Raw genomic sequence first — 26,968 nt, 5'->3', positions numbered from 1 at the left:
CTACTATGCTATAATAATTTCAAATTATATATGTTGGGGGTTATTTGGTATATGTGGAAAGAATTTAAAGCTTTTGCCTTAAAAGGAAATGTTCTTGATTTAGCGGTTGCGGTCATTATTGGAGCTGCATTCGGAAAGATTGTAACTTCATTAGTAAATGACATTATTATGCCAATTGCAGGTTTGCTTACGGGTGGTATAGATTTAAAGGATCGGGTGCTTGAAGTCACTACGGACCTGAAAATACCTTACGGACTATTTTTACAATCGGTTGTGGATTTCTTTATTATTTCGTTCTCTATCTTTCTGGTGATCAAGCTCGCCAATAAATTTCAGCGCAAAGAAGCCGTTAAAGTTGAAGTGGTAGAGACTCCAGCACCTGCAGAGGATATCGTGCTGCTTACGGAAATTCGTGATCTTTTGAAACAACAAGAACGTGGTTTGTAATCCTGAAATATAACCAAGAAGCGCCAGGAGTCCTTGTCCTGGCGCTTCTTGGTTTCCTTTTATAAACTCAGTACAATCTATAATCTAGTTACAAATTTTAAGTAAATATAATAAACGCACTTGCATTTCGCTGGTGTAAGTGATAATTTTGTTAGTAAGGAAAACTTGGATCTCAATTAAATAAAGGATCAATCAATCCTTCAGGGCAGGGTGTAATTCCCTACCGGCGGTGATGCTGTTGTAGAAATAACTTATTCAGTTTATCTACAGTGCTCAGTCCGCTACCCGGCTCGCGTTGTTGACGCGAACGGTGGACCTGGTGAAATTCCGGGACCGACAGTATAGTCTGGATGGAAGAAGGAGAGGTTAACCGCTTGTCTGCAATGGACTGGCGGACCGCAGTGTTTTCATATAATCATGTGCGATATTTCACAATACCCGTCAATTGACGGCTATTTAAGCACACTTTTATTTGGACTGCCGATGAACTCTCGCATAACCCATCTTGAACTCCTCCTGGAGAATGAGATGGGTTTTTCTGTTTTTTTTAGCTTAAGAATTGACAGCAGTGGATAGGAGGAAGAGATGGACAACATGAATGATGAGTTTTATATGTCGCTAGCACTGGACATGGCCGAACGTGCCCAAGGACAGACGGGAATTAACCCTGTTGTTGGCTGCGTTGTGGTGAAGAATGGAGCAATGATTGGACTCGGAACTCATTTACAGCGAGGTACGGGGCATGCCGAGGTGCACGCCTTGAATATGGCAGCTGGGCAGGCACAGGGTAGTACGGCATATGTCACACTAGAACCGTGCAGCCATTATGGAAAAACTCCACCTTGCAGCCAAAGGCTGATCGATGAAGGGGTAGCTAGGGTTGTAGTTGCTTGTGAAGACCCCAACCCCCAGGTGGCAGGAAGAGGAATCCAAATGCTGCGTGACCAAGGGATTGAGGTCGAAGTCGGTTTGTTGCGTGATCGCGCGCTTCGATTGAATGAGCGTTTTATCAAATATATTTTGACAAAACAACCTTTTGTTACGCTGAAGAGTGCAAGTACACTTGATGGCAATCTAGCTACCAAATCTGGTGACAGTAAATGGATTTCGAATGGGGAAGCGCGGGAGATCGTACATACGCTGCGGCATCGGCATCAGGGCATCATGGTCGGTGTGAATACAGTGATTGCTGATAATCCCTCTCTGACAACAAGAACAGAAGTGCCTGGCATTAACCCGACGCGGATCATCATTGATTCCGGGCTACGTATTCCTCTGGATTCGGCAGTTGTATGTGATGGTCAAGCGCCTACACTTATTGTAACAACCGATGCTGCAGATCCTGCTAAAAAGGCTGCACTGCTGGAAGCAGGCGTTCAAATCGTTGTGTGCGGAGCAGGTCCAAGAGTGGATTTGAAGGCGGCCATGATATCCCTTGGCGAAATGGAGATAGGCTCTATTTTACTGGAAGGCGGGGGGACGCTGAATGGTGCGATGCTGGAGAGCGGGCTAGTGGATCGTGTGATTCTCTTCTTCGCTCCAAAAATTGTTGGCGGTGGCACAGAAGCGAAAGGGACTTTCGTATTTCCGGGTGTAGAGCTGATGAAGGATGCGATCTCACTTGAAGGATTGGAAGTAAAAGTGCTAGGAGATAATGTATGTATCAGCGGTACTCCGGTACGCTAACAAAAGCTATGCAAGAAGTGAATTTGAGGAAGTAATGCTTTTTAGGAGGGATATCATGTTCACCGGATTAATTGAAGAGGTTGGTGTTTTGCGCAGTGTCTCCGCCGGTGGGGAAATGATGGTGCTGAATATTGCCGCTTCGGTCATCATGGATGATCTAAAAATCGGTGACAGTGTGTCCGTCAATGGGGTTTGCCTCACGGCGACAACTTTGGGCGATCATTCCTTTACAGTGGATGTAATGCCGCAGACCTACCGGAATAGCAACCTGAAGGAACTGAAGCCCGGCAGCCGGATGAATCTGGAACGAGCGATGGCAGCCGGCGGGCGTTTTGGAGGGCATATTGTTCAAGGACATGTTGATGGCACTGCCATTATTAAAAGTGTAAAACGTGATCAGAATGCTGTTGTATTCGAGATTGCACCGGATCGTAAATCACTATTTAAATATATTATCCCCAAGGGATCGATCACGATCGACGGCATTAGTTTAACTGTAGTGAAGACTACAGCCACATCGCTTGCAGTGTCCATTATTCCGCATACGTTAGGGGAAACAGTTCTGACGCACAAACGGGCCGGGGATAGTGTAAATATCGAGTGTGACGTACTTGGCAAATATGTAGATCATTTATTGCATTATGGCTCAGCCGCTCAAGATGAAGAAGGCGAGAGCCGCTCCGGGATTAGTCATGATTTTTTGGCGGCGAACGGGTTTGTTTAAATAAAGAGTTTGCTTACGAAGAAGGGAATAATCTTTCGTAAAGCTTTTAGGAGGATAGGATCATGAGCGAGCAATCGAAAAAGGAAAGTGTCTTGGATCCGATTGAAGAAGCAATATATGACTTAATGCGCGGTAAAGTCATCATTGTAGTGGATGATGAAGATCGTGAGAATGAAGGGGATTTTATAGCCCTTGCTGAACGTGCGACACCAGAGGTCATCAATTTTATGATTACTGAGGGACGTGGATTGGTTTGTATGCCTATTACCCAAGAGCGTGCGGCAGAACTTGAACTGCAAGCTATGGTAACCCACAATACCGATAATCACGGTACGGCTTTTACCGTATCTGTTGACCATAAAGATACAACCACTGGAATCTCTGCGGGGGAAAGATCTTTGACCGTTAAAGCCATGATCGATCCAAAAGCGAAACCTGCTGATTTCCGCAGACCGGGGCATATGTTCCCGCTGATTGCGAAAAAAGGTGGCGTTCTGCGCCGCTCCGGACATACGGAGGCTGCTGTTGATCTAGCGCGGATGTGTGGCGCTTATCCAGCCAGTGTCATTTGCGAGATTATCAAGGAAGATGGCTCAATGGCCCGCTTACCTGATCTAATCGAAATAGCCCGCAAGCATGATCTTAAGCTGATCAGTATCAAGGATCTTATTCATTATCGCAACGAAAAAGAACAACTCGTCACACGCGAAGTGTCTGTACGACTTCCTACCGATTTTGGAGATTTCCAGACCATTGCTTATACAAATGAAGTGGATGATAAAGAGCATGTAGCTTTGGTAAAAGGCGATATTTCCGGCGATGAGCCAGTGCTTGTACGTGTACATTCCGAATGCTTGACTGGTGATGTATTCCACTCCCATCGCTGTGATTGCGGCCCGCAATTTGAAGCTGCACTGCGGCAGATCGAAACTGCCGGTAGGGGCGTGTTACTCTATATGCGCCAAGAAGGCAGAGGCATTGGCCTTATCAATAAGCTTCGGGCTTACAAGCTGCAAGAGGAAGGTCTTGACACTGTAGATGCGAATCTAAAGCTTGGTTTTCCAGCAGATTTACGTGACTATGGAATTGGAGCACAGATTCTGAAGGATCTGGGTGTGCGCCAAATCCGTCTGCTCACGAACAACCCGCGTAAGATCAAAGGGCTGGAGGGTTATGGGTTGGAAGTCGTTGAGCGCGTGCCGATACAAATGCCGGAGAACAAGGACAACACCAATTATCTCCACACGAAGCAAGCGAAGCTTGGTCATATGCTGTCTTTTGACGATATTGAACAAAATGAGGATTCGAAAGCTTAACCATACATTATAAAAAACGAAGGGTAGATGATGGATATGCCAAAATATTTAGAAGGTCACTTAGTTTCTGAGGGGTTAAAATACGGAGTTGTTGTAGGACGTTTTAATGAATTTATTACCAGCAAGCTTCTGTCAGGTGCACTTGATGCCTTTAAACGCCATGGTGTTGGTGATGATGAAGTGGATGTTGCTTGGGTTCCAGGGGTATTTGAAATTCCGTTGATCGCGCAAAAAATGGCTGAAAGCGGCAAATACGACGCTGTAATCACCTTAGGAACGGTTATCCGTGGTTCCACTACACACTATGATTATGTATGTAATGAAGTTGCCAAAGGAGTAGCCGCTATCAATCTTAAGACCGGCGTGCCGACCATTTTTGGTGTAGTTACTACTGAAAATATTGAACAGGCCATCGAGCGTTCAGGAACCAAAGCAGGCAATAAAGGCTGGGATGCTGCGACTGCTGCGATTGAAATGGCGAATCTTAACAAGCTGTTTAAGTAAGTCAGCTATTGACGAATCAGTCGAATTCGTGCTTATTTATAGTATAAGAAGAAAGCATGGATTATAAGAGCCCTTTCTACTTGTGTAGCGTCCAGACGGGCGCTGCACTTTACTTTTTTTGGCGGGAGGATGCTTCGTGACTGTATTGTACAAGCTGGAGACGTTTGAAGGTCCGCTGGATCTGCTCTTGCATTTAATTGATAAGGCGGAAATCGACATCCAGGACATTCCGGTCGCCGAGATCACCGAACAGTATATGGAATACCTGCGTAGCATGCAGGAGCTTGAATTGGATATTACGAGTGAATTTCTCGTGATGGCCGCTACCCTTTTATCTATAAAGAGCAAGCTATTGCTGCCCAAACCACCGGTCATTGAGATCGATGATTTTGAATATTACGAAGAGGATGAATTTGATCCACGAGCTGAACTTGTTCAGCGACTGATTGAGTATCGTAAGTTCAAGAGTATTGCTGTACATTTAATGGATATGGAGAGCGAGCGGAGCTTGATTTTTACGAAGGAGCCTGAGGATTTGGGTCCATTCGTGCCAGAAGAGATTGATCAAACGCTAAAAGGACTACATACCTCAGACTTAATAGCCGCTTTTCGTAAAGCGCTAAGTAAGGCTGCCAGAAGGTCTTCTTACCAGCGGATCACCCGGGATGAAATATCGGTAAAAGATCGTATACGTGATGTATCAGATGCGCTGCAGCGCAGAGGAACAGGCGGTAAGCTGCATTTCTCGGCACTGCTTCACGATGAAATGGCACGGCACGAAATCGTAGTTACTTTTCTTGCGATTCTGGAACTGATGAAAATGAAGGCGATTTTTTGCTACCAAGAGAAATTGTTTGATGACATCGTAATGGAGTGGAGAGGAGGAGAACACTTCAATGGATTACAAAACGCTGAAATCGATTATTGAAGGCCTGCTGTTTCTATCAGGGGATGAAGGAATCTCCGTACGCCAAGTGGCTGAAATTACGGAACAGCGCCCAGAGCTTGCGGCCGGAGCCTTAGAGGAACTAAAAGAAGATTATGTAGCACAGGAGCGGGGCTTACAGGTAGTGCAAATTGCCGGGAATTATCGGCTGGCTACATTGCCTGATCATGCCCACTATTTTGAGCGTCTGGCCTATTCACCATCCAGATCAACCTTGTCTCAGGCTGCCTTAGAGACTCTCGCAATCGTGGCTTATCGCCAACCGATTACGCGGGTGGAGATTGAAGAGATCCGGGGTGTGAAGTCGGAACGCGCAATTCATACGCTGAATAACAAGGATTTGATTCATGAGGTTGGTCGTGCGGAAGCGGTAGGCCGGCCAATTTTGTACGGGACGACTAAATCCTTCTTGGAGAGCTTTGGTCTTGCCAGTCTAAAGGATCTGCCGGAACCGACAAATTTTGAGTCCACGGATAATTTGGAAGAAGAGACACAGCTATTGTTCAATAAGCTGGATACTCAAATGACTTTTGAGGATGTCGAGCTGCCTTAGTTCGTACGAGAACGCTAATAATTGTATTGAAGGGACTGCCCTTAAACCATTTATGTGGTTTGGGACAGTCCCTATTTTATTTAAGCTCATATTTTTTATGCAAACCCCGAATTTTTTCCAGCTTAAATTGCCATACTAAACCAAAGGTTCCCATTATTAAGGTTTCTTGGAGGTAAATACGTGACGTTATGGCTTGCAATTCCCCTTGTTTTGCTTGTACTGGCACTGATCCTGGTCCTGTCTTCATCTATCGATTTCCGCATACGGTGTTATAAACATGGAAAAAATGACCTGCTCGAATTAGATGTTACCTCTCTTTTTGGTTTGATAAAGCTTCACTATGAACTTCCCCAATTGGTCTTTAAGGGATTGGAGCAGGGTGTGTGGGGAAAGTTTAAAGAGACAGGGACTGCGACGACAGGTGTAGATACCGTAAAAGAAGAGATATTTGATAAAGAAAGAGTAATGCACTGGCGCGCCAATGTTAACCAAGCTGTGAAATCTACACGCGGCTTGAAGGAATGGTTAAAAGAGACTGTAGCTCATGTCAAAATATCAAAGCTCGATTGGTCCACCGATTTCTCTCTTGGTGATGCAGCAGACACTGCGACCGCATCGGGAGCGGTTTGGGGCCTGAAGTGGAGTATTGTTGGTTTTATTTCGCAGTGGGTAAAATTGCAGCAGCATCCTCGAATTTTTGTTAAGCCTGTTTTTGAAGATGAGCTTTGTTTTGCAATGGAGTTTGTCTGTAAGGGGAAAATGTCAGTCGGCTATACTTTGTATGCCTTAATGCGACTATCTCGGCGTGTCTTGCGTGAAAAAGGCGGGATCGGCCATTGGAGAAATCTGCTGAAACAGATGCGTCAGGAGCCACACGGGAAAGTTTAAAATGAAAGTTACATACAAATGGGCGGATGTGGGGATGATATACGCTGTAGAAGAAAGAGAAATCGTACTCAATTAAAGGAGGAAACAATATGAGCGACCATCCTATTCAAGGCCTAATGCAAACAGCGATGGAAAATATCAAGGGTATGGTAGATGTGAATACCATTGTCGGTGATCCAGTACAAACCCCTGACGGCAGCATTATCCTGCCTATCAGTAAAGTTGCCTTTGGATTTGCTGCTGGTGGTAGTGATTATCGAGTAGAAGATTCTATAAGTGGTTCAAGCTCCCAAGGTGGAGTCAAAATGCTTCCATTTGGTGGAGGTAGCGGGGGAGGCGTCTCCATTCGACCGATCGCTTTTTTAGTGGTAGGTAAGGATGGAGTGAATATTGTCCCTCTGGACAATCAAACGCACCTATTCGAAAAAATCATCGATGCAACACCAGGGCTCATCGACAAAATTCAAACGATGTTCCAAACCGGCAATGCTGCAGCTCAAACGCCGCCAACACCTGCCACACCGGCAGCAGCACCTGTTAAAACCGATCCAAGTACATCTCAATCTTCAACTCATTAGGTACACATAATTCTACAAATAGCCTCGGGGATATCGCCATACACAGGCGGTGTCCCTTTTTTGACGTGCCAGAAAGTATATTTTGATCCCCAAATTACCTGAGAATGTATCGAAGCAAAGCCTCACGTTGTGGGGATATTTTGTGTGGAACATCCTAAGGAGTGGACATACCCTAAGGCTGGTCCGCATACACTTGTACAACATAAACACTTTTACTTAAGATCCGATAAGAAGCCGGAGGATGAACATGAAGACAATAACCCGTAAATGGCCATTCGCCTTAATATTGTGCCTTTCGCTGCTGCTTCTGGCGCCGCTATCTTCAATTCAGGCCGAGAACAGCTCTATCTCTACACATGCAAGAGCAGCGGCACTGATTGATGTGGAATCTGGGCGTATTTTGTACAGCAGCCGTGGGGATGAGCCTATGCTTATTGCCAGCTTGACCAAAATTATGACCGCCCTCGTCGCCATTGAGAATGGTGATTTAGCCTCTAAAGTCAAAGTAGGAAAAAATGCCTATGCGAAAGAAGGCTCTTCTATTTACTTGCAGCAGGGAGAAGAGATGACGCTGGAAAATATGCTGTATGGCCTGATGCTGCGCTCAGGGAATGATGCAGCAACGGCGATCGCTGAGCATATCGGTGGTTCTGAGGAAGGTTTTGTATACCTTATGAACGCTAAGGCTGAGGAGCTAGGGCTAACCCATACTCATTTTGCTAATCCCCATGGTCTTGACGCTGAAGGGCATTATTCTAGTGCTAACGACTTGGCTGTTCTGACCGCTTATGCTCTTCATAATCCTGTATTTAAAGAAATTGTGAAGACGCAGGAGAAAACTGCAGACAATCCAAATGAGAAATGGGATTACAAATGGAGAAACAAAAATAAGATGCTGTATTTATACGAGGGAGCGGACGGTGTAAAGACAGGTTATACAAAAAAAGCACTGCGCTGCCTTGTCAGCTCTGCCACCAGAAACGGCCAGCAGCTTGTCGCAGTTACTATAAATGACGGCGATGACTGGAATGATCATGCTTCCCTGCTAAACTTCGGGTTTAATCACTATCCGCTCAAAACACTGATCGAACGTGGTGATGCCGTGACGGGCTATAACTTTGTAACCTCCAAAACCTTTGCTTATCCACTTGGACAAGGTGAACAAAATAGAGTGATCACGAAACTTGTTTTAAATCAGAAGGAAAGTGCTTCAGCCGAAGCTACACGAGCGAATTTTGGATTGCAAGGAGCGCTTGTGCTGGAGCTGGGCGGAAAAGAAATAGGTCGCGTGCCGGTGTATACTCCTGAGAACCTGCCTCCTGAGCAATCTGCTTATATGAAAAAGTACAGTCCAACACTAGCACAGGCTTACCCGGCAAATAATTGGTTCCAGGCGCTGGGCAGTGCACTGAAGGCTCTATTTGAAATGGGAGCGAGTTCGAAATAAGAAAATGGGCTGATGAATGAAGAAGGAGGCGTATCCATGATTAACGGGATTTGGCTAGGAATGATCATCATCGGTTTTCTGTTCGCCGCCGTTAACGGCAGAATGGATGAGTTTACAGCCGCCGTATTCGACGGAGCCAAGAGTGGGGTAACGGTAAGTTTTGGCTTAATCAGTGTGCTTGTGTTCTGGCTTGGGATTATGAAGATAGCAGAAGATGCAGGTTTGCTTAAAAAGATTGCCAAGGTGCTTGGCCCTGTCGTAGCTTTTTTATTCCCTGATGTGCCGAAAGGGCATCCTGCCATAGGATATATTCTCTCCAATATGAGTGCTAATCTGCTCGGACTAGGCAATGCCGCAACGCCAATGGGCATCAAGGCGATGCAGGAGCTGCAAAAGCTCAACCCTGATAAAGAGACCGCGACACCAGCCATGTGTACTCTTCTAGCGCTTAACACAGCAAGCATTACGCTTATCCCGGCCACACTGATTGCCATCCGGTTAAACTATGGTTCAGCCGATCCCGCAGGCATAGTAGGTACAACACTTGCAGCAACGGCCGTGGCTACACTTGCAGCGATTGCGGCAGACCGGTTTTTCCGAAGGTTGACTTTATTGCGCAAACCGCCGAAGCCCCCTTCAGCAAAGTCCGGGGTTCCTCCTTTGGCGAAGACAACACTCCCTAATTCCTCATTGAAAGGGTGAACGTGATTTGTACCAGTTTATCAGTCTCATATCGGCATGGGCGATTCCGGTCATGATCACGTTCATCCCGCTCTATGCTTTTACGCGCAAAGTGCCAGTCTACGAATCCTTTGTTGAAGGTGCGAAAGATGGGTTTGGCACGGCCATTGCGATTATTCCCCATCTTGTGGGGATGCTGGTTGCGATCAGCGTTTTTCGCGCTTCCGGTGCGCTGGACTTTTTTATGGGCTTCATATCCCCAGCCCTGCGGGGGCTTGGTGTTCCGGCAGAAGTATTGCCGCTTGGTCTTTTGCGGCCGCTTACGGGGACTGGGTCGCTTGCTTACACTACGGATCTAATCCGTGTGCATGGTCCGGATTCTTTAATTGGTATGATTGCTTCCACCATACAGGGGAGCACAGATACTACGCTTTATGTTTTGACCGTTTACTTTGGGGCTGTAGGCGTACGGAATGGCCGTTATGCGCTTAAGGTTGGCCTGTTCTCCGATGTTGTCGGCTTTGTCGCCGCGATCGCTGTGTGTTTGCTATTATTTGGATAGTCACCCCATTGCCCCCCTGAACATATGCTATTGCAGCAATGTGGAGGGGGGCATTCCGCAATGAACTATAAAGGCTTTATTCTGCATCATTCTAGCTGCACATCCATTAACGGTAAAGGTTTTGACTTCTGGGTAGGAGTGGATGGCGCGATTTATGCAGCACCGCTACTGACAGATCCGGAGTATATTCATATTTGTTTGGAAGGTGATTTTGGTAAGGAAGTGGGCGATCCTCCAATATCCGGAAGGCAGGAGCAGCTTTTTGCAACGGCTAAACTTGTTTTAGAATTAGTAGAACGCTACCAAATCTCCCCTTTAATCATCGAACCCCACAATAATTCCTGCCCAGGAGCATTTTTTCCTTGGAATGAACTTGTGATTTATCCCTCTGATGGTTATCATTGATCTGAGGTGACTAGTCGAATATGGAAAGATTACAGAAAATTTTGGCGCAGGCCGGTGTGGCGTCCAGACGCAAGTGTGAAGAAATGATTTTGGCCGGTAAAGTGGAAGTCAACGGGGAACTCGTAACTACGCTTGGCACGAAGGTGGACCCCGCAACAGATATTATTAAAGTTTCCGGTAGACTGATCCGGGGCGAGAACAAAATCTATATTATGTTCAACAAACCTAAGGGAGTAATCACAAGCGCTTCCGATCCAAAGGGTCGTAAGGTTGTAACGGACTACCTAAAAGGAATTACTGAACGGGTTTACCCTGTAGGCCGGCTCGATTACGATACGGAAGGTTTGCTGCTGCTGACGAATGATGGGGACTTTGCTAACTTGCTGACTCATCCGAAGCATCATGTACCTAAGACGTATCATGCTACGGTCAAGGGTATACCGCATGGCACTGCATTGGACAAGTTGAAAGCTGGCATCAAGCTGGAAGATGGCATGACAGCGCCTGCGGAAGTAGAGTACAAGGATATTGATGAGGCAAACAAGGAAGCGGTTATCAGCATCACGATTCACGAGGGACGTAACCGTCAGGTACGACGCATGTTTGATGCGATTTCACACCCCGTACTCCGTCTGAAACGGATTTCATTCGGGGATATTATGCTGCAAAATCTCAAACGTGGCTCTTACCGTCATTTGACCAAGGATGAAATTAACCATCTGCAGCAAATTGCCAAAGCAGGATTGCTTAAAGAAAGAACTCCACGTAAAGAGTCATAAAGACACAGAATATTCACAATTAAACCCCCTAAAGCTGTGACGAAATTCGCTATAATGTTCATAGGATGTTCACACCTTACAACATAAGTATGAGTTGCGTCACAGAAGGGGGCTTTACGTGTGGGTAAAGCAAGAAAACCAATTCAAATCGTGATTCTGTTTCTAATTGTTATAGTGGGCGGTTATGCCATCGGTTCCTCTGTATTTGGGGGAAGCGGCAAACCAGAGGAAGGGAGCAAAGCACCTTCCTTTGATTTGCTTGGGCTTGACGGTCTGGCTCATACCCTAGACGAATATAAGGGCAAGACTATTGTGCTTAATTTCTGGGGCTCTTGGTGTGCACCTTGTGTCAAAGAAATGCCGGCTCTCCAAGCGCAATGGGAGAAATGGAAGGACAAAGACGTAGTGGTCTTAGGCATTAATGTGGGCGAAGACCGGATGACTGTCGAGAATTTTGTGAAGCAGGTAAACATCGATTTTCCGATTTTGATGGACACTGGACGTGATGCTGTACGAAGTTATGGTATTTCTCCGCTGCCAACTACCTTATTCATTAATTCCAAGGGTAAAATTGACAACATTCATATCGGCCAGCTTGATTTGAATTCACTTGATGATCAAATTGGGAAGCTGGTGGATTGATGAGTGAACGCGAGGCATTTATAACCAACACCAAATGTGAATGTGGTCACCAGAACCCTGTAGGTACTGTTTTATGCGAAGCATGCGGGAAGCCGTTGGGGAAGGAATCAGACTGGGGCGAGAATTTGGAAATGCGTTACGATGGCGTAGCTCGCCGATCTCAGCGCGTTAACCCGGGGATTATTGATCGGGTGTGGAACTTTTTCTCTTCCGTCAAAATAGCGATCTACCTGATCGTGTTGACACTTATAGGCTCTATGCTGGGGACGATTTTCCCGCAGGAGAGTACTTTTCTTAATATTGATGCCTCAGTTTATTACAAGCAAGAGTACGGAACAGCCGGATATATTTATCACAAACTTGGACTTTCACATACATACGAATCCTGGTGGTTTGTAACTCTACTCGTAATGATCGGCGCTTCACTTGTGATCTGTAGCTTGGATCGAGTACTTCCGCTCTATAAGGCCTTAACCAGACAGAAGATTCGGAAACATCGTCAGTTCTTAACTCGGCAAAAAGCTGTGTTAGTGACTGAAGTACAAGAGGAACCAGAAGCTTGGGTAGCCCGGGTAATTCAGCCTATGCGTAAAAAGGGCTATCGCGTGAAGACGGATGGAGGGGCTCTGCTGGCAGAGAAACATCGCTTCAGCCGCTGGGGACCTTATGTAATACATATTGGCTTAATTATTTTTTTACTTGCTGTATTAGCAAGAGGATTGCCGGGACTGAACATGGATCAGCATCTTGCTTTCCCGCAAGGGGAGATCACACAGATTCCGGACACCACCTATTATTTGAAAAATGAGAAATTTACCGTGGAGTTTTATACGGAGGAAGAGATGCCTGAGGAATTTCGCGGCAAAAAAATACTTCCAAAGCTATTCCAGACCCAAGCTGTGCTTTATGAATGCACCGCGGATTGTGGAGACCCTTCGAAGGAACCGCAGCTATCCGAGGTGACGAAACATGATATCCAAGTAAATTCACCTTTGGATTATAAAGGATTGAAAGCGTATCAGTTTGATTATGATCTGACCCCTGTGCTGCGTTCGGTACAGCCTGAGCTTAAGAATTCCACCACTGGCGAGGCGTACGGCAAATTTAAGCTGGACATGAAGAACCCTCAGCGGGCAATTCAGGCGGGTCCTTATACTTTAACTTTGAAAGAAAAGTATATGGATTTTGGTCTAAATGAGGAGGGCCAGCCGATTTCCAAATCACCTTATCCGAATGCACCTGCTTTTTTGTTCCTGATACAAGGTCCGGATCTCCCGGCGGAAGGGCAGCAGTATTTCTATTTTCCTAAACAGGTGGATAAGGCGCAGTTTCAACAGGCTGCCATTAACGATAAGCTTGGCGGGAGCAATAGATTTCTTGAGCTTGAAGTGGACAACATGAGCGACGTTGATTTTTCGGAATCGACTACTTACTTGAATATACGTATTGATCGTGCAATGCCGTTTGTATGGCTAGGTGCAGCAATCGTGATGCTGGGTTTAGTGCTTGGCTTCTACTGGCAGCATAGACGTATCTGGCTTACCGTTGCTAACGGGGAGCTTATCCTCGGAGGACATACGAACAAGAACTGGTTCGGGTTCCGCCGTGAGATCGTTTCTATTTTAGAAAAAGTAGATCTGGTAGTCGATGAAAAATCATTAGATAATGGAGGAGGCCTTTCATGAGCTTGCTCGACATCAGCAGCGCTGTCTTTATTGCCGCATTTTTATTATACAGCGGTTCGTTTATGTTATTCACTATCGCCATCATGGGTCGCAAGTGGTCAGGCCGCAAGCCGGAGGAACATACCGCACGTTGGGGCAAAATTGCTTTTATTTTCTCTTCAATAGGTCTTATCTTTCATCTTATTTATTTCTTTACACGCTGGGCGGGCTCAGGGCATATTCCGGTCAGCAACATGTATGAGTTCATGACTTTTTTATCGATGATGGTGATGGTTGCCTTTACTGTGATGTACGCTATTTATCGTAAGGTAATCTTGGGTCTTTTTGCAGTTCCAATCAGTATTATTGTGATGGCTTATGCCGCAGTATTTCCACAGGAAGTACAGCCGCTGATTCCATCTCTTCAATCGAACTACTTAAAGATTCACGTAACACTGGCTGCACTAGGTGAATCCTTCTTCGCAGTAGGGTTTGCGGCGGGACTGATGTATCTGCTGCGAACAGTCAATTTTTCCAGTAAAGAGAAGGCGGATCGCAAGCAACAGAGGCTGGTCGAATTTACTCTCTTTTCAATCATTGTTATAATTGGGTTTCTGGGTTCTGTTTTTGCATTCCGCGGAGCAGGCTATGAAACTGTTTTTGTCCGTACGAACGTTACGATTGACAGCCCCGGGCAGGAAAATAGTACAATAGAGAAAGTGAGTTATCGAATGCCGCCGATTGTGGCACCTCACAATAGCGAAATTGAGAGCTTCCAGTCGTTTCTTGGCATAAAAGAACCACTCTTTGAGGCACCATCTTGGATGAATGGTGTAAATGCTGGACGGAAGTTTAATACTGTAATTTGGTCACTCCTTTCGGGATTAATCCTCTACGGAGTTCTTCGCTTGATCGTACGTAAACCGCTGGGTACTGCTTTACACCCAGTGATGGACGGAATTGATGAGGGCGATCTAGATGAGATTACGTATAGGGCGATAGCCATTGGCTTTCCTATTTTCACATTAGGCGCTTTGATCTTTGCAATGATATGGGCGCAAATCGCTTGGGGAAGATTCTGGGGATGGGATCCTAAGGAAGTCTGGGCGCTTGTCACTTGGCTCTTCTATAGCGCTTATCTTCATTTACGTTTGGCTCGTGGATGGCAAGGAAGAAAATCTGCCTGGCTGGCTGTGCTTGGCTTCCTGGTCGTAATGTTTACTCTGGTTGGCGTTAATTTAGTCATCGCCGGACTTCATTCTTACGCGGGGACGGACTGAGCATAGTTTACCTGTTAACGTTGCACAATGGTTTAAAGGTTACGTTCTACTGTATTGATGAAGGGGTTGTAGTGAAATGGCAGATCATTTAAACAGAATTCTGGTAGTGGATGATGAGGAACGCATTCGCCGCCTGCTAAAGATGTATCTTGAAAAAGAAGGTTATGAAATCGATGAAGCGGAAGACGGAGAAATCGCTCTTCGTAAAGCAACAGCAAATGACTACGGTCTAATTTTGCTGGATGTTATGCTGCCTGGCATCGATGGGATGGAAGTGCTGACAAGACTCAGAGGAGTGAAGTCAACACCGGTCTTAATGCTTACAGCTAAAGGCGAAGAGATCAACCGTGTCCAAGGCTTTGAGATGGGCGCAGACGATTATGTTGTGAAGCCCTTCAGTCCACGTGAAGTCATTTACCGGGTGAAGGCTATTATGCGCCGTTCTTCGGCAACTGCTTTCTTGTCCAAGGAGAGCAATTCCAGCAATAACATTGTATTTACTCATCTTATTATTGAACATGATGCTCACCGTGTGACTGCTGGTGGTGAAGAAGTAAGTTTGACACCTAAAGAATATGAACTTCTGCATTATTTGGCTATTTCGCCTGATAAAGTATTTTCTCGTGAAGAACTGCTTAAGGATGTCTGGAATTATGAATTTTTCGGAGATTTGCGTACTGTAGATACTCACGTAAAACGTCTTCGTGAAAAACTGAATAAAGTATCACCGGAATCTGCAGCGATGATTACGACCGTATGGGGCGTAGGCTACAAACTAGAGGTACCTAAATAAGTGAACTTCTGGAGAAGTCTTGTCGGCAAACTGTGGGTTACGATCATCTGCCTGGTCGCTGTCGTGCTTATTACCTTGGGGTTATTTTTGCTTCCCTACATAGACAGTAACTTTGCCAATTCCGGAGATATCAAACGTTTATTTATGTATACTTGTATGATCGGATTTTCTTTGACGACATTTTTTGCATTGTTTTTGTTTACCAAAATTACTCAGCCGATGCAGCGTGTCATTGAAGCTGCGAATAACATTCGCCGGGGTGAATACGGAACAAGGCTTACGCTTGTCACAAGTGATGAAATTGGCCAGTTGGCTACTTCCTTTAACCACATGGCTGAGGAGCTTGAAGAGAACATTCGCAGTCTGCATCATGAGAAGGGGCATCTGTCTAGCGTACTGCGCAGTATGAGCGATGCTGTGATCACCTTTGACATTGAAGGGCAGATTATTTTGACCAATCCGCATGGCCAAGCTCTGCTAGAGAGCTGGAGCGATTTGCAGTGGGAACATGCGAGTGATGCTGAGCTCCATCCCGAAACGGCTGAGAGCAGTGTTCCTCCTCCCCTGCGTCCTTTATTTTTAAGCACCTTGAAGCAAGGTGGCGATGACCGCTCCAATGTACATGTACGGCAGGGCGTCTGGTCTGTTCATATGGCACCGTTATATTCTGAAGGCAGCATCCGGGGAGTAGTTGCTGTACTGCGGGATGTGACGGAAGAGGTGCGTCTGGAAAAGATGCGCAGAGACTTCGTAGCTAATGTCTCCCATGAAATCCGCACGCCATTGTCGATGATGCAAGGGTACAGTGAGGCTTTATTGGACGGGATGGCTTCATCCCCCGAAGAAAGCAGTGAGCTGATCCAGGTCATTCATGACGAATCGCTGCGTATGGGGCGTCTGGTTAAGGATTTGCTTGATCTTGCCCGAATGGAAGCCGGACATACGGATATGATGAAAGCTCAGGTGGACATGAACGAACTGCTGGAACGAGTCTACCGTAAATTTTCTGTACGTGCGAAAGAGCGCGATATCCATCTTCACTTACAACAAGAGAGTGATATTGCTGTTCTGAAGGCGGCGGATGAGGATAAACTGGAACAAGTCTTAACCAATTTACTCGATAATGCTTTTCGCCACACACAGGGTGGCAAAAAAATCACGGTTCATACAGGAACTTGTGTATTAGAAGGCCGTCGTTATCTTGAGATTAAAATTCAGGATGAAGGGGTTGGAATTCCACCAGAGGATCTGCCGTATATATTTGACCGCTTCTACAAAGCTGATAAGGCGCGTGTACGGGGAGAATCAGGTGGAACGGGACTTGGGCTTGCGATTGTTAAAAATATTGTAGAGTCGCATCACGGGACCATCTCAGCTTCAAGCAAACTAGGCGAAAGTACAACCTTTACGCTAAGACTTCCTGTCGAAAAACAGTAATTCCAAACACAATGTGTGATAGCGCCTCTGACAGCAGAGGTGCTTTTTGTTGAAACAAACACATTAATCTTGTTCATCGTGGAACATATCTTGTAGGTTTTGCTTGGGAGGGCATAGAATGATTTTATCTTTAGACCAAGGTACTACCAGCTCACGAGCCATATTGTTCGATACGGAGGCTAAATGGGTCTCACAAGGTCAATATGAAGTTAAACAATCCTTCCCCCATCCAGGCTGGGTAGAGCATGACCCTGAGCAAATCTGGGCGTCACAGCTCGCAGCGGCAAGAGATGCGATTGCGCGGGGTGGCATAGCAGTTGAGGAGATCTCTGCCATCGGAATAACCAATCAGAGAGAAACAGCTTTAATCTGGGATAAAATAACGGGCAAACCGATATACCCTGCGATTGTGTGGCAGGACAGGCGTACTGCAGAGCAATGTGAAGAACTTAAAAGTAAAGGGCTGGAGCAAGTTATTGCGAGCAAGACGGGCCTTGTTGTAGATGCTTATTTCTCAGCTACCAAAATCTCCTGGATACTGGATCATGTGGATGGCGCCCGAGAGCGGGCGAATCGAGGGGAACTTCTAGCGGGGACGATCGACAGCTGGTTAATTTGGAGACTTACTTGCGGAGCCGTACATGTCACGGATGTTACCAATGCCTCACGTACGATGCTGTTTAATCTTCATGAACGGTGCTGGGATGAAGAGCTAATGGAAGAGCTTCGTATTCCGCGTGTCATCCTGCCAGAAGTAAGAATGTCTGGCGGCGAATTTGGAGTAGCAGACAAACAGTGGTTCGGGGCGGACATTCCAATTCGCTCTGTACTTGGAGATCAACAGGCCGCATTGTTTGGACATACTTGTCTAGAACCCGGCAGTGCCAAAAACACCTATGGTACAGGCTGTTTTATTCTAATGAACACAGGCACAGAAGCTGTAGCCTCCAGTCATGGCTTGTTGACCACTGTAGCTTGGGGTATGGGAGATGAACTCTATTATGCCCTAGAGGGCAGTGTGTTCGTGGCCGGAGCGGCTGTTCAGTGGCTGCAGGAGGGTCTTGGTCTTATAGAGGAGCCAGCAGGCTCAGAAGATAAAGCACGGGAAGTAGAGGACAGTGAAGGGGTTATCGTTGTGCCTGCGTTTACCGGACTCGGGGCACCCTATTGGGATATGTATGCCCGTGGAGCCATATTTGGCCTTACTAGAGGCACTACCTCAGGACATCTGGTACGAGCTACATTGGAGTCCTTAGCCTTTCAATCTAGAGATGTAATAGGAGCTATGGAAAAAGACGCAGGCATGCCATTGACCGGCCTTCGTGTGGATGGCGGAGCTGTGCGTAACGATTTGCTGATGCAATTCCAGTCTGATATCCTGGGCAGTGAGGTTACTAGAACAACCTATGCGGAGACAACAGCTTTGGGTGCGGCGCTTCTGGCCGGGTTAACGTCCGGAGTCTGGACACGTGCTCAGCTAGAGAGCTTCAACAAGGCTGAGAGGGTCTTCTCGCCTGAGATGGGTATAACTGAGCGGGAAGGTCGTTACAACGCCTGGAAGGACGCTGTAGCGCGTACCATGGGTTGGGAGAAGCATGAAGGATATCAGTGATAAAGGGGCTGTATATATCTATGGTTAACGGCACCGAATCTGATCTGCCGGGTGGACTATCTAAGCCGGCGCTTCGAGCCCTGCATGGGGCTGGATATGTTCAGCTTCAACAATTCAGCAAGCTTACTGAAGCAGAGCTTCTGCAGCTACATGGATTGGGGCCAAAGGCGATCGTCCTATTACGGAGTGCTCTCGCGGAAAAGGGGCTCACCTTTGCAAGTAAGTCCTGATGTTGCGTTCATATTTATATTAAAAAACGGCAAGCTTAGGTGAATCCCTAGCTTGCCGCTTTTTGTTATACAGCTCCTAATATTCAATAACAAATGCTACATTTTGCCAACCGGCGCCCACTGTCCAGAACAGGACTTTATCACCACGTTCGATCTTTCCAGTAGTTACAGCTTTATGTAGAGCAATAAATGGGCTGCTGGTAGAGGTATATCCGAATTCATCCCCTATGTATACCGCTACATTGCGATCAATGCCGACTTTCTTACACATCTCTAAGATATTAGGCAATGAAAACTGTGAGAAGCAGGCTGCTTTAATGGCTTCAGGCGCGATATTGTTGTTAGACAGTAGAGTACGAATAGACTCAGAAGCAGCATCTATGCAAATGGAATTATCAAAAGGAATAAACTTCACATTAAACTCTCCAGCCGCTACACCTTGTTTACCCAGTTTAGCCAGGCCTGCGCACGGGAACTTGGAATTATCGCAAACACAAGGATCCGTTTGGTAGATAGAGTCAATGAAACCGACCACATCCTCAGCTTGTTCAAGAATGACTGCCGCCGCTGCATCACCGAAGTTAGCGTAATAGACTGGATCATTCTTATCGGTATGAGGGGTTACATAATCGGAGCCGATGACCAACGCTCGTTTAATCCTAGGATTCGCTTGCATCTGACGGCTAACCTGTTCCACAGAAGCCGTCATACCCGCACAATTAGCATTACTGTCAATGCAGATCGTATGGGATGCGCCTTTGATCAAACGGTGAATCATTAATGAGTTGGTAGGAAAGATATACTCAGGAGTTTGACTTGCATAGGCAATAAGGTCGATATCGGCACCTGTGAGACCACTTTTCTCCAGAACATTCCTGGCAGCCTCAAAAGCCATCGTAAGGGAATTCTCATCCGCATCCTTAATACTATACCGTGTAATACGACCTAATGCGGATAATAGACCTCGAATATCAATGCCTTTTTCGTCAAAATGCTTAATGAAAAAGTCGTTACCAACTATATTGCTGGGATGATAGATATCAATGCCTTTAATACGAATTCCGGTCATAATACGCCTCCAGGAAAGCAGTAAAATGTGGCCTACATATTAAGATTAAAAGATCTAGACTGTAACCGCAGAAATGATCTCGATGTTATCGAGTCCAGCTTTACGGCCAAGACGGGAAAGCTGCATTTTGAGGATCGGGTTATTTTCAAGCGTTAGATTTACTTTTACAAATCCATCATTCTTAAACATTACAAAGCAGCTTTCTAAAAGAGGTACAACATCTGGTGCAGTTACATTTAGCTTTCTGCAGTCGATTTTTAGTTCATAGTCAGCTGGAGTAATTGGATTGATAGTTTGTTGATAAGCTTGAATAGATTTTAGACCATCTTCTTCAGAAAATGTTCCATCTAACTCAATGTTAATAACCTTGTTTGTAGTGTCTGTCTTCAAAACGAAACTTCCCATGCCTAAATCTCTCCCATAGATTGAATTTGTCCAAAACAGTTCGACTGCAATATCCAGCCATGTATATCCATTTAGCTGTTTTATAAAAGTCAAAATTCGACACTATACAGCAAGTAATGGGATATTCCGACTCTATTATAGGCATATTTTTCAAGTGTATGCAATAATAAAGTCGAATTTTGTATATTGTTGTCGAACTGTTGGGTTATTGGATTTCTTCTATGGTTGCAAGCAGGATATTAAAAGCTGTGATGATTCTAGGTGCCCCTATAACGGGTACTAAGTGTAATAGAATACCTTTAAGCTGTTCTACGGTAACTCCAACACGAAGGGCCATGACATAATGAACGCCCAACTGTTCGAATTGACCCATTGAAATTAAAGATGAAATGACTGCGATTTCCTTCCAGTCAGGGGCTATAGTATTACGTTGAAAAATATCGCCATAGGCATTCCCCATAATAAATTCAGCCAAGTCAGGGAAGTGGTCTTTAATTGGAGCTAGTGCTTTTGCGCCATAGTCTCCTGATAGATTCGTGAAGTGGTTGAGACCACTGTTGATATTTTCCTTCATGGTTAGCCTCCTAGTTTAGGTTCAAAGTACGGTGTGCAGTCGGAGGGACTTCATCACGGTCTGTTAGTAGTTCAATAACGGCAACATGGTTTAGAGCTACCGCATCTTTAATTGCAGCTGTGAATTCATCCGCAGTCTCACATTTGTAGCCTTTAGCACCTAGAGATTCAGCGAATTTCACGGCGTCCATTGGTACTTCATATAGAGTTCCATCGATACGACCTGTGGTTTTCTCCATACCCTTAAGAGCCATATCTAGTTGCTTATTATTGACCACGATAAAGATGACAGGGATATCTTTGCAGACAGCGGTGTTAATCTCAGCGCCGAGCATCATGAAACAACCATCACCTGTAATGCAGAGGACAGTTTCTTCAGGAGCTGCAACTTTTGCACCAATAGCCATGCCGATCGAATTACCCATGCAAGCAAAATACGCATCAAAAACAAAGCTGCCCGGTTTCTTAACCTTGTACCATTTTGCAGCGTGGAATCCATGACTTCCATCATCAACGAAAATTGAATTATTATAAGGGATCAAATCACTTAAAGTGCTCATTACCGAAGCAAGGGAAAGATTCTTGAGGGTTGGAAGCTCTTCTGAATAATCCGCATCGGCCAAAGCCTCACGTTTGGTGATTGTGCTTGGGTCAATATGATTTAGGCAGTGCACCAAATTATCGCGCAGGTCCCCAGTGACCGGTATCGTTTTGGACAATAGTATTTTTCCGACAAAGGTTGGATCAATATCAAATTGAATTAAAGTTGCTGGATGATTCTCCCGTTTAAGATTACAGATGGTCATATCACTTAAACGTGATCCAAGCACTATAAATAAATCGCTTTTATTCAATAAATCGTCCCCGTGGGTCGAACCGCCAACGCCAATAGGACCATGATAGAGTGGGTGATCCCAGACTATAGCCCCTTTTCCACCTGGAGATGTTACTACAGGAATATTAAAAGTTTCTGCGAGTTGAACAAGCTCTTTATGTGCTCCGGAGCGGTTAATTCCTTTACCCGCAATAATCAAAGGATTCTTAGCAGCTTGAATAGCATCGATGACTCTATCGATATTAGCTTGACTAATTAGAGATTCTCTTTCTGGGATTACTATATTGCATTCTTCCAATACTTCAGTTTGTACATCAAAAGGAATACAAAGATGAACAGGACCCCGTTTGGTCAGGGCCACAGAAATCGCATGATTAAAAATAGTACCAAAGTGATCCCCACGTTCAACCAATTTACTGAACAAGGTGGCAGGTCTGAACATATCAGCTAAATCAGCCAGAAAAGAGGTGGAGTCCTGACATTGAGGAATTCCAAGCTCTGTAATGGATTGGTGGCCGGTAATAAATAGGACAGGTAGGTTGTTAGCTTTCGCATGTGCTGCTGCTGTAAGCAGGTTAGTTCCCCCAGGACCCGAAGTACCAAATGCTACGCCTAGGTTACCCGTTTTCAGCGCATACCCTGCTGCTTCGAATCCGGAGCTTGCTTCATGTCTGCCGGGAATAAATTCAATACCGTAATCCACCATCTTTAGAACTATTGGACAAATGGATTTGCCAATGATCCCAAAAGAATGGGTGACTCCAAGGTTACGTAGTGCTTCCGCCATGTAATCTGCGACTGTCTTCAAAAGAAACACCTCACAAGTTTTTTGATATATATTAGTTATTAATCTACCGAATAGATACGATAGATCAATATACTCAAAAAGTAAAAACCTGTGCTCTATAGTAAGCACAGGTTGGTGGCATAAGGCACCGCTAAGACTGAACAATAGTTCAGCCGTCCTGGTTCCTCTGCAACCTGGCAATCATGGCCTCAAACGAAAAAATGAGGCTGTAGATCCATGGTTTTGCGTCATCCTCTTTCGAGGATTTTGCCAATATTAATTTATAGTTGATAAGAATAATTTTCCTTTACAATATATTCCTCATTAATTTTTGTCAACATAATCCGCTAAAAAAACTCGAAATTTGACGAAAGTCTTGTCCAAGAGATGAAGTTTTGCCTCGCGAAAAAAACTGCCACCTAAGACTCAGCTTAGGTGGCAGTTGATAGTTTTGAACTAGAATTTAAAGATATGAATGGTTTTTTGCAGATTAAATACGGCCTGGGTCATTTTTTCCGTTTCTTCTGCAACAGACTGCAGGGCATTAATCTGTTCATTCATAGCCGCCGATACCTCTTCCGTGCCAGCAGCAGTTTCTTCGGTGATTGCTGAGATATTCTCAATTGCACTGGAAATTTTCAAGGCACTTTCTAGCATAAGATCACTCTCCGCAGAGAATGAAGAGATTTGCTCGGTAATGTACTGCACGCTTTGTACAATTTGTGCGAAAATATGGGCAGATTGAGTGATCATTTCATTCTGAACCTGCACAACCTCTTCATTGATGGCAATATTATCGATGGCTTGTTTAATATCTGACTCAATGCTGCGGACCAAGCCGAATACTTCTTTTGTGGATGCCGTAGATTCTTCAGCAAGCTTGCGAACCTCTTGAGCTACAACGGCAAAACCCCGACCATGCTCTCCGGCACGAGCAGCTTCGATGGAGGCATTCAGTGACAGCAGGTTGGTCTGCTCAGCGATCTCTGTGATGGTCTTGGTGATCATCGTAATCCCGCGGGCATTTTGTGAGAGAGCTTCAATAGTATCAGCCACTTTTTGTGTAGCCTCTATGTTTTTACGCATGCCTTCAGCCTGTGTATCTACGGATTGGCGCCCTTGCTCAACAAGTTCTAAGGTATGTATTGAACGTCTGTTCATTTCTTTGGTGGAGTTCGTATAATTGGATACTTTGGTCTCAATGTCTTTAATGGATTCTGTCATATCAGCGATATCCGTAGATATTTCATTTGCACCAAGAGCGAGCTCAGTAGAAGAAGAGGCTACTTGTGCCATGACAATCTTCAGGTTCTGGTTCTTATCTTCGATTCCGCGGCTTGCATCCATAACTTGACGGGTGATCTGCGATGCATCGGTCAGAATCTTCTTGAGCTTATCAATCATTGTGTTAAAGGAGCGGCTTACGTCACCCATTGAACCATTTTCGTCCGCTCTGCTAGTGAAATCACCCTTTGAAATACTGTGAGATACATTAGCAATATCATCAAAAGATGATGTAAGCGTTCTCTCCACGAAGCGAGCAACAGGTAAAGTCAGACCTGCAAGAACAACTACTAGTATAATTCCTACGAGAAATTGACCTAGAATCATTAACGTAACTAAGACAGGAATAGCAAACAGTGCGGCAACGAGGTAACATCCGGCAACAATTCTTTGTTTTAACGGAAGTTTGTGCATCCAGCTCATTGGTAAAATGTCCCCCTTATTAAATTTTATGTAATGGTGTTATTATAGGGGATTTATAGGTCATTGGTCTATAGAGAAGTGTCATAAATCTTCTTTAAGTAGTAGATATTTAGAATTCATGTCAAAATTCCTCATATATTGTGGAAATTGTTTTAATAGCAGACTTTACCATCCCTACTAGTTCGTTAGGAGCTAAAACAATAACTGAAGGAGAGAAAGAGAGTACGATACGACAGGCAGATTCTATAGCATTAAACTCGGCTTCCACGTTCATCCACCCAGTATTAGCAGAGGGTTCTACTAAAGTTATAGTTACATATCTTTCACGTTGTAATTCTTTAAGAATAGACTCATTCACCTTTAAGTTCACTACATATTTTGGCAGTGCTGCTTTGAAAGCTAAAGTCGATTGTTCCCAGTAGCTTTTTAAATCAAAAGCCTCAGGTCTGACAAATGATTCATAAGTTGCGTCAGCTTGTATTAATCTCGACACGCGAAAAGTCCGCATTTCACCCTCGGTTCGTGCCACTACATACCAAACTCCACGTTTTGCGACTAACCCGAGAGGTTCAATGAAACGCTCCCTCATCTCGTCATTCCGTGGGTAAGTGATCTTTACTTTACGGTCTTCCCAAACAGCTTCCTGCAGGACAGAAAGAAACGGGTACGTCTCGTCGGAAGGGTGCCAGCTGGCACCATCAATATGAATGCGCTGGCTCAGGTAACTGGCTGGATTATTCGGCCTGGATGGGGAAGCAGCCTCCAGCTTAAGCACGGCAGAAGAGAAGTCGTTTTGTATACCCAGATCTTTTAAGATTGAGGAGTCTGCGGACAGCAGCAGAGTAGCAATTTCTGAGGGCTTCATACCCGTTAAGGAGGTCCGGTATCCTTCTGTGAGCATCCAACCTCCTTCGCGTCCCCGTTCGGCAAGAATCGGTATTCCCGCTGTACATAAGGCTTCCATATCTCTAAACACAGTTCGTTCAGACACTTCTAAGGTCTGGGCTAGCTCACGGGATGTCATCTTTCCACGATTTTGCAGCAAAAGTAAGATGGATAACAAACGATCGGCTCTCATTAAGGGACACTCCTCCTCCTAATAAATGTTGGCTAGTTCTTAATTAATTATTATATTATATATGTCAGTTGATGTCATATTAAAGAATTATACTATATAAGGTAAGGATTAAATGCAGAACATTTAGAGAAAAACAAGTGTAGAAAGGATTGAGAACATGACTTTAAAAGGAAAAGTAGCATTGGTCACCGGAGGCAGCAGAGGTGCTGGTAGAGGAATTGCATTGGAGCTGGCAAGGAAAGGTGCATTCGTTTATATTACGGGCAGAACGACAGAGGCTTCTGGCATAGAGCATAGCAAGCGGAGCATTGATAACGTACTTAGGGAAATAAAAGCGGAGGGAGGGTCCGGCAGCGCCATACGATGTGATCATACAAAAGATCAGGAGACAGAGGCGGTCATTCGCCAGATTGCTTCAGAGCAAGGAAAGCTTGATATTTTAGTCAATAATGTATGGGGCGGCAACGATTTACCTATTGAGCAGAAGTCTTTCTGGGAGCTTCCTACAGCGCATTGGGACAATATGTTTAATGCGGGTGTGAGGGCACAGTTGATAACAAATTATTATGCAATACCATTAATGCGTGAGGCAAAAGCTGGCGGTCTAATCATCCACACAACCTTTTGGGATCATTACAAATATCTTGGAAACTTCTATTATGATCTTTCTAAAAACTCACTTGTCCGCATGGCCTACGGGTTATCGAATGAGCTTAAAGAGGACAACATTGCAGTTATTCCGCTTACTCCGGGCTGGATGAGGACAGAGGCGGTGTTGGAGAGCATGAACACGGATGAGGAGCATTGGCATGAGGTTGAAGAATTGCAGATGACTGAATCCACAACCTATATCGGTAGAGCAGCCGCTGCTCTAGCAGCCGATCCTAAGGTCATGTCTATGACCGGACAACCGCAGCAGGTTGCTAAGCTGGCTGAAAAGTATGGATTTACAGACATCGATGGTCGGACTGTTCCCGCATTCTTAGTCTAAACAGCAAACTTGATCTGTTTGATCCCATATGTGCGTACGAAGCAGTATAGGACACAGCTGATCTATAATGCAGTATTTTCGTATATTTAGAACGCTATCGGTCCCCATAGACGTTATTGATAGGCAAAACACCTGATTTAGCTCTCTTTTTGAGGAATAGTGGCACTAGAGTCCGAAACCCTGCTTCAAAGGCGAAATTATTGCATATAGGGTCATCTGGGTCCGTAACCTCAAGGGTGTCCGTAAGCCTGCACGAGGGAACTCGATTCGGTGTTGTAAATGAAGCCGAAACGGGTTAACGATCAACAACAAAAGCAGCGAAACTCCTATAAGAGGAGGATCGCTGCTC

At 45.1% G+C, this 26,968-nt stretch carries 28 protein-coding genes and 2 riboswitches; of the genes, 22 read left to right on the top strand and 6 right to left on the bottom strand.

Annotation, left to right across the window (positions count from 1 at the left end):
- Positions 1-51: 51 nt before the first annotated feature.
- The 21 genes from mscL to MHH89_RS12445 all read left to right on the top strand — a co-directional run bounded on the left by mscL (position 52) and on the right by MHH89_RS12445 (position 19,174).
- A complete protein-coding gene (gene mscL, locus MHH89_RS12545) occupies positions 52-447 on the top strand; it encodes a large-conductance mechanosensitive channel protein MscL (protein ID WP_076127447.1) in 396 nt (131 codons plus the stop codon).
- A 192-nt stretch (positions 448-639) separates the two neighbouring features.
- Positions 640-813, top strand: a riboswitch (FMN riboswitch).
- 219 nt (positions 814-1,032) lie between these two features.
- Entirely contained in the window at positions 1,033-2,133 is a 1,101-nt protein-coding gene (gene ribD / locus MHH89_RS12540; RefSeq protein ID WP_076127449.1) for a bifunctional diaminohydroxyphosphoribosylaminopyrimidine deaminase/5-amino-6-(5-phosphoribosylamino)uracil reductase RibD, read from the top strand.
- 55 nt (positions 2,134-2,188) lie between these two features.
- Positions 2,189-2,857, top strand: coding sequence for a riboflavin synthase (gene ribE, locus MHH89_RS12535; RefSeq protein WP_076127451.1), 669 nt, complete (start codon positions 2,189-2,191; stop codon positions 2,855-2,857).
- A gap of 62 nt (positions 2,858-2,919) precedes the next feature.
- On the top strand, positions 2,920-4,173 hold the full coding sequence (locus MHH89_RS12530; RefSeq protein ID WP_076127453.1) for a bifunctional 3,4-dihydroxy-2-butanone-4-phosphate synthase/GTP cyclohydrolase II: 1,254 nt from the start codon (positions 2,920-2,922) through the stop codon (positions 4,171-4,173).
- A gap of 36 nt (positions 4,174-4,209) precedes the next feature.
- The gene (gene ribH, locus MHH89_RS12525) at positions 4,210-4,677 is read left to right on the top strand and encodes a 6,7-dimethyl-8-ribityllumazine synthase (protein WP_036676377.1); all 468 of its coding nucleotides are present in this window, start codon (positions 4,210-4,212) and stop codon (positions 4,675-4,677) included.
- A 136-nt stretch (positions 4,678-4,813) separates the two neighbouring features.
- Positions 4,814-5,605, top strand: coding sequence for a segregation and condensation protein A (locus MHH89_RS12520; RefSeq protein WP_036676147.1), 792 nt, complete (start codon positions 4,814-4,816; stop codon positions 5,603-5,605).
- Positions 5,574-6,176 carry an SMC-Scp complex subunit ScpB gene (gene scpB, locus MHH89_RS12515; RefSeq protein ID WP_036676149.1) on the top strand — a complete coding sequence of 201 codons (603 nt, stop codon included), beginning with the start codon at positions 5,574-5,576 and terminating at the stop codon, positions 6,174-6,176. The genes MHH89_RS12520 and scpB overlap by 32 nt, the downstream gene beginning before the upstream one ends.
- A gap of 180 nt (positions 6,177-6,356) precedes the next feature.
- Entirely contained in the window at positions 6,357-7,064 is a 708-nt protein-coding gene (locus MHH89_RS12510; protein WP_076127459.1) for a DUF2953 domain-containing protein, read from the top strand.
- A gap of 89 nt (positions 7,065-7,153) precedes the next feature.
- Positions 7,154-7,642, top strand: coding sequence for a GerW family sporulation protein (gene ytfJ, locus MHH89_RS12505; protein ID WP_076127461.1), 489 nt, complete (start codon positions 7,154-7,156; stop codon positions 7,640-7,642).
- 241 nt (positions 7,643-7,883) lie between these two features.
- Positions 7,884-9,089 (top strand): D-alanyl-D-alanine carboxypeptidase family protein, encoded by a 1,206-nt coding sequence (locus tag MHH89_RS12500; RefSeq protein ID WP_076192224.1) that lies wholly within the window; start codon positions 7,884-7,886, stop codon positions 9,087-9,089.
- A gap of 36 nt (positions 9,090-9,125) precedes the next feature.
- Positions 9,126-9,791: a nucleoside recognition domain-containing protein gene (locus MHH89_RS12495; protein WP_076127464.1), complete on the top strand. Its 666-nt coding sequence runs from the start codon at positions 9,126-9,128 to the stop codon at positions 9,789-9,791.
- A gap of 7 nt (positions 9,792-9,798) precedes the next feature.
- The gene (locus MHH89_RS12490) at positions 9,799-10,332 is read left to right on the top strand and encodes a spore maturation protein (protein WP_036676158.1); all 534 of its coding nucleotides are present in this window, start codon (positions 9,799-9,801) and stop codon (positions 10,330-10,332) included.
- A gap of 60 nt (positions 10,333-10,392) precedes the next feature.
- Positions 10,393-10,737 (top strand): N-acetylmuramoyl-L-alanine amidase, encoded by a 345-nt coding sequence (locus tag MHH89_RS12485; protein ID WP_038572446.1) that lies wholly within the window; start codon positions 10,393-10,395, stop codon positions 10,735-10,737.
- 20 nt (positions 10,738-10,757) lie between these two features.
- Positions 10,758-11,516, top strand: a complete 759-nt coding sequence (locus tag MHH89_RS12480; RefSeq protein WP_036676166.1) for a pseudouridine synthase — start codon at positions 10,758-10,760, stop codon at positions 11,514-11,516.
- A gap of 120 nt (positions 11,517-11,636) precedes the next feature.
- Positions 11,637-12,158, top strand: coding sequence for a redoxin domain-containing protein (locus MHH89_RS12475; RefSeq protein ID WP_038572444.1), 522 nt, complete (start codon positions 11,637-11,639; stop codon positions 12,156-12,158).
- The gene (gene resB / locus MHH89_RS12470) at positions 12,158-13,843 is read left to right on the top strand and encodes a cytochrome c biogenesis protein ResB (protein ID WP_076127467.1); all 1,686 of its coding nucleotides are present in this window, start codon (positions 12,158-12,160) and stop codon (positions 13,841-13,843) included. Before MHH89_RS12475 ends, resB begins: the two co-directional genes overlap by 1 nt.
- Complete coding sequence (gene ccsA, locus MHH89_RS12465) at positions 13,840-15,102, top strand: cytochrome c biogenesis protein CcsA (protein WP_076127469.1); 1,263 nt, start codon at positions 13,840-13,842, stop codon at positions 15,100-15,102. The genes resB and ccsA overlap by 4 nt, the downstream gene beginning before the upstream one ends.
- Before the next feature lie 76 nt (positions 15,103-15,178).
- Entirely contained in the window at positions 15,179-15,895 is a 717-nt protein-coding gene (locus tag MHH89_RS12460) for a response regulator transcription factor (RefSeq protein ID WP_036676174.1), read from the top strand.
- The gene (locus MHH89_RS12455) at positions 15,896-17,332 is read left to right on the top strand and encodes an ATP-binding protein (RefSeq protein ID WP_076127471.1); all 1,437 of its coding nucleotides are present in this window, start codon (positions 15,896-15,898) and stop codon (positions 17,330-17,332) included.
- Between the two features lie 118 nt (positions 17,333-17,450).
- Entirely contained in the window at positions 17,451-18,944 is a 1,494-nt protein-coding gene (glpK, locus tag MHH89_RS12450; RefSeq protein WP_076127473.1) for a glycerol kinase GlpK, read from the top strand.
- A 20-nt stretch (positions 18,945-18,964) separates the two neighbouring features.
- Entirely contained in the window at positions 18,965-19,174 is a 210-nt protein-coding gene (locus MHH89_RS12445) for a DNA-binding protein (RefSeq protein WP_076127474.1), read from the top strand.
- Positions 19,175-19,250: 76 nt separating this feature from the next.
- Here the strand turns inward: MHH89_RS12445 and MHH89_RS12440 are convergent, their stop codons facing one another.
- The 6 genes from MHH89_RS12440 to MHH89_RS12415 form a co-directional block, all read right to left on the bottom strand.
- Positions 19,251-20,243: a ketoacyl-ACP synthase III gene (locus tag MHH89_RS12440; protein WP_076278351.1), complete on the bottom strand. Its 993-nt coding sequence runs from the start codon at positions 20,241-20,243 to the stop codon at positions 19,251-19,253.
- A 54-nt stretch (positions 20,244-20,297) separates the two neighbouring features.
- The gene (locus MHH89_RS12435; protein ID WP_076127478.1) at positions 20,298-20,648 is read right to left on the bottom strand and encodes a hypothetical protein; all 351 of its coding nucleotides are present in this window, start codon (positions 20,646-20,648) and stop codon (positions 20,298-20,300) included.
- Between the two features lie 205 nt (positions 20,649-20,853).
- Positions 20,854-21,222, bottom strand: a complete 369-nt coding sequence (locus MHH89_RS12430) for a carboxymuconolactone decarboxylase family protein (protein ID WP_036676184.1) — start codon at positions 21,220-21,222, stop codon at positions 20,854-20,856.
- A 10-nt stretch (positions 21,223-21,232) separates the two neighbouring features.
- The gene (locus tag MHH89_RS12425; RefSeq protein WP_139329858.1) at positions 21,233-22,873 is read right to left on the bottom strand and encodes a thiamine pyrophosphate-binding protein; all 1,641 of its coding nucleotides are present in this window, start codon (positions 22,871-22,873) and stop codon (positions 21,233-21,235) included.
- A 155-nt stretch (positions 22,874-23,028) separates the two neighbouring features.
- Positions 23,029-23,125, bottom strand: a riboswitch (cyclic di-GMP riboswitch).
- A gap of 174 nt (positions 23,126-23,299) precedes the next feature.
- Entirely contained in the window at positions 23,300-24,550 is a 1,251-nt protein-coding gene (locus tag MHH89_RS12420) for a methyl-accepting chemotaxis protein (protein WP_036676188.1), read from the bottom strand.
- 121 nt (positions 24,551-24,671) lie between these two features.
- Entirely contained in the window at positions 24,672-25,628 is a 957-nt protein-coding gene (locus tag MHH89_RS12415) for a helix-turn-helix transcriptional regulator (protein ID WP_076281427.1), read from the bottom strand.
- 157 nt (positions 25,629-25,785) lie between these two features.
- On the opposite strand from MHH89_RS12415, the gene MHH89_RS12410 reads away from it, so the two are divergent.
- A complete protein-coding gene (locus MHH89_RS12410; RefSeq protein ID WP_076127482.1) occupies positions 25,786-26,619 on the top strand; it encodes an SDR family NAD(P)-dependent oxidoreductase in 834 nt (277 codons plus the stop codon).
- Positions 26,620-26,968 lie beyond the last annotated feature (349 nt).

It is taken from the genome of Paenibacillus sp. FSL H7-0323, assembly GCF_038002725.1.
Taxonomy (GTDB): Bacteria; Bacillota; Bacilli; order Paenibacillales; family Paenibacillaceae; genus Paenibacillus_AQ; species Paenibacillus_AQ odorifer.
This window is presented reverse-complemented; position numbering and strand designations above follow the sequence as displayed.

Bases quoted from the DNA above. Each gene is read 5' to 3' on its own strand.
- mscL (WP_076127447.1), top strand. From the start codon at position 52: ATGTGGAAAGAATTTAAAGCTTTTGCCTTAAAAGGAAATGTTCTTGAT.
- ribD (WP_076127449.1), top strand. From the start codon at position 1,033: ATGGACAACATGAATGATGAGTTTTATATGTCGCTAGCACTGGACATG.
- ribE (WP_076127451.1), top strand. From the start codon at position 2,189: ATGTTCACCGGATTAATTGAAGAGGTTGGTGTTTTGCGCAGTGTCTCC.
- MHH89_RS12530 (WP_076127453.1), top strand. From the start codon at position 2,920: ATGAGCGAGCAATCGAAAAAGGAAAGTGTCTTGGATCCGATTGAAGAA.
- ribH (WP_036676377.1), top strand. From the start codon at position 4,210: ATGCCAAAATATTTAGAAGGTCACTTAGTTTCTGAGGGGTTAAAATAC.
- scpB (WP_036676149.1), top strand. From the start codon at position 5,574: ATGGATTACAAAACGCTGAAATCGATTATTGAAGGCCTGCTGTTTCTA.
- ytfJ (WP_076127461.1), top strand. From the start codon at position 7,154: ATGAGCGACCATCCTATTCAAGGCCTAATGCAAACAGCGATGGAAAAT.
- MHH89_RS12500 (WP_076192224.1), top strand. From the start codon at position 7,884: ATGAACATGAAGACAATAACCCGTAAATGGCCATTCGCCTTAATATTG.
- MHH89_RS12495 (WP_076127464.1), top strand. From the start codon at position 9,126: ATGATTAACGGGATTTGGCTAGGAATGATCATCATCGGTTTTCTGTTC.
- MHH89_RS12485 (WP_038572446.1), top strand. From the start codon at position 10,393: ATGAACTATAAAGGCTTTATTCTGCATCATTCTAGCTGCACATCCATT.
- MHH89_RS12480 (WP_036676166.1), top strand. From the start codon at position 10,758: ATGGAAAGATTACAGAAAATTTTGGCGCAGGCCGGTGTGGCGTCCAGA.
- resB (WP_076127467.1), top strand. From the start codon at position 12,158: ATGAGTGAACGCGAGGCATTTATAACCAACACCAAATGTGAATGTGGT.
- ccsA (WP_076127469.1), top strand. From the start codon at position 13,840: ATGAGCTTGCTCGACATCAGCAGCGCTGTCTTTATTGCCGCATTTTTA.
- MHH89_RS12460 (WP_036676174.1), top strand. From the start codon at position 15,179: ATGGCAGATCATTTAAACAGAATTCTGGTAGTGGATGATGAGGAACGC.
- glpK (WP_076127473.1), top strand. From the start codon at position 17,451: ATGATTTTATCTTTAGACCAAGGTACTACCAGCTCACGAGCCATATTG.
- MHH89_RS12445 (WP_076127474.1), top strand. From the start codon at position 18,965: ATGGTTAACGGCACCGAATCTGATCTGCCGGGTGGACTATCTAAGCCG.
- MHH89_RS12440 (WP_076278351.1), bottom strand. From the start codon at position 20,243: ATGACCGGAATTCGTATTAAAGGCATTGATATCTATCATCCCAGCAAT.
- MHH89_RS12435 (WP_076127478.1), bottom strand. From the start codon at position 20,648: ATGGGAAGTTTCGTTTTGAAGACAGACACTACAAACAAGGTTATTAAC.
- MHH89_RS12430 (WP_036676184.1), bottom strand. From the start codon at position 21,222: ATGAAGGAAAATATCAACAGTGGTCTCAACCACTTCACGAATCTATCA.
- MHH89_RS12420 (WP_036676188.1), bottom strand. From the start codon at position 24,550: ATGAGCTGGATGCACAAACTTCCGTTAAAACAAAGAATTGTTGCCGGA.
- MHH89_RS12415 (WP_076281427.1), bottom strand. From the start codon at position 25,628: ATGAGAGCCGATCGTTTGTTATCCATCTTACTTTTGCTGCAAAATCGT.
- MHH89_RS12410 (WP_076127482.1), top strand. From the start codon at position 25,786: ATGACTTTAAAAGGAAAAGTAGCATTGGTCACCGGAGGCAGCAGAGGT.